1 protein-coding gene is annotated in these 1815 nt (G+C 38.3%); it reads right to left on the reverse strand.

What is annotated here, in order from left to right; all coding sequences use genetic code 11:
• Positions 1–408 precede the first annotated feature (408 nt).
• Positions 409–1815, reverse strand: a 1407-nt coding sequence (locus PE36_RS23475; protein ID WP_006034618.1) for a methyl-accepting chemotaxis protein, incomplete at its 5' end; no start/stop codon positions are given.

Raw genomic sequence — 1815 nt, forward strand, 5'->3', positions numbered from 1 at the left:
TATAAGAGATGAAACTCGCAATTGTCAGTGATGTTATCAATAATAAAATAACGACGGAGATGATTCGGCCTTTAAAACTCGTCAAAAAGTCCACAAATAAAATCCTTTGAAGTGATTGTTTATTGTATTTTAATGATAAAAAATACAAATTAGCTGAATGTAAATATTCACTGGTATGTAAAATCTAGCGGATAATATAGGCGTGAGGACTTGTTGTATATAACTAAATTTTAAAGTTTAGGGGTTTTTTTGATAGGTTGCAGTTTAAAGGCTCTTTTTTATGAAATAATCGTCATAAAATTGAATCTGTTAGCAACGAGTGAAAATAAATATTGCTGGGATTAATTTAGTGGGAAGATTGGCTAAGATGTAGGCCTTTAAAGCGATAAAGACCTACATTAAATCAATTTATTTTAGTTTGAACTGTCCAACAATCGTGACTAATTGTTCATTAGAACTTGCAAGCGTATGCGTACTGTCCATGGTTTTTTTGCCATTTTCAGTTAACTGAGAGACCATGTTTTGAATCATTGTCATGTTACGGTTTATCTCTTCTGTTACTGAGCTTTGCTCTTCAGCAGCCGTCGCAATCTGAATACCCAGGTCATTAATCTGCATCACTGAATTTGTCATAGAATCAAGACTGACATTGACACTTGCCGTTGTATCAGCTGTTTGCTGACAGCTCAATTTCGTTGCGTCCATTGCTTTTACAACGGTATCAGCGCCATTGCGTAAGCGGGTTAGCATCTCGTTAATCTCTGAAGTGCTTTGCTGAGTTCTTGCTGCTAGCGTTCGAACTTCATCGGCAACAACCGCAAAGCCTCGCCCTTGTTCACCAGCACGTGCCGCTTCAATCGCTGCATTTAGTGCAAGTAGGTTAGTTTGATCTGCAATCTCACCGATTACACTTAATACCTTGCTAATTTTATTGGTATCTTCATTCATCGTTTGAATGTTTAACGCCATTGCTTCAACTTCATTAACTAAGTCTGCAACGCCGTTAACTGCACCTTGAACCACAATTTTAGATTGGTGCGCCTCATCGCTAGACTTCTGCGTGAAGGTCGCACTTTGTGCTGCGCTTTGAGCAACACTGTCTGCCGTCGAGCTCATTTCAGTTACAGCAACAACAACCTGATCGGTCTCACTTGCATGATCAATTAATACGGTATTATTGTGCTCTGTTTGAGTGCGTAATTGTTCAATCCCGGTAGAAATATGGGTTGTTGATTGGGATATTTCTAACATGATTGACTGTAGGTTGCTAATAAAGGTATTTACGCCTTCGGCTATTTGGCCTAAATCATCTTTACTTGTTACTTCCAATCGCTGAGTTAAATCGCCGTTGCCTTGCGCGAGATCTTGAATTGTTGATTTTAATGCAATGATTGGCTGGTAAAGTTTATTAAGGCAAATATATATTAATATCGACACGATAAGAATTAAAATAACAGCTGTGATCAATGAATCATTAAAGCTGTCTGTAATGACGGCGTGGTGCGCGTCTTTATCCAGTGTTACCACTATATGCCAGCTTAATTGGCTATCAAGCTTAACAGATTCAAAATAGCTGATCTTTTCTTTTCCATCGACTGAAAGAGCGAGTTTACCTTTTTCTTCCGCTAACATTTGTTGCTGTAACTGTGTAAATGCAGCGTTATCGGCAAGTTTTGATTTCCCAGGGTTGTCGATGGTATCTGTAGACGCAATTATCGTACCTACTTCATCAAACAAACTTGTGGTTGCATGAGAAAATGCAGAAGCCTTAACGATATCTTCAAGCACGTTCAATTCGATATCTGCAAGTAATAC

Source organism: Moritella sp. PE36 (genome assembly GCF_000170855.1).
Lineage (GTDB): Bacteria > Pseudomonadota > Gammaproteobacteria > Enterobacterales > Moritellaceae > Moritella.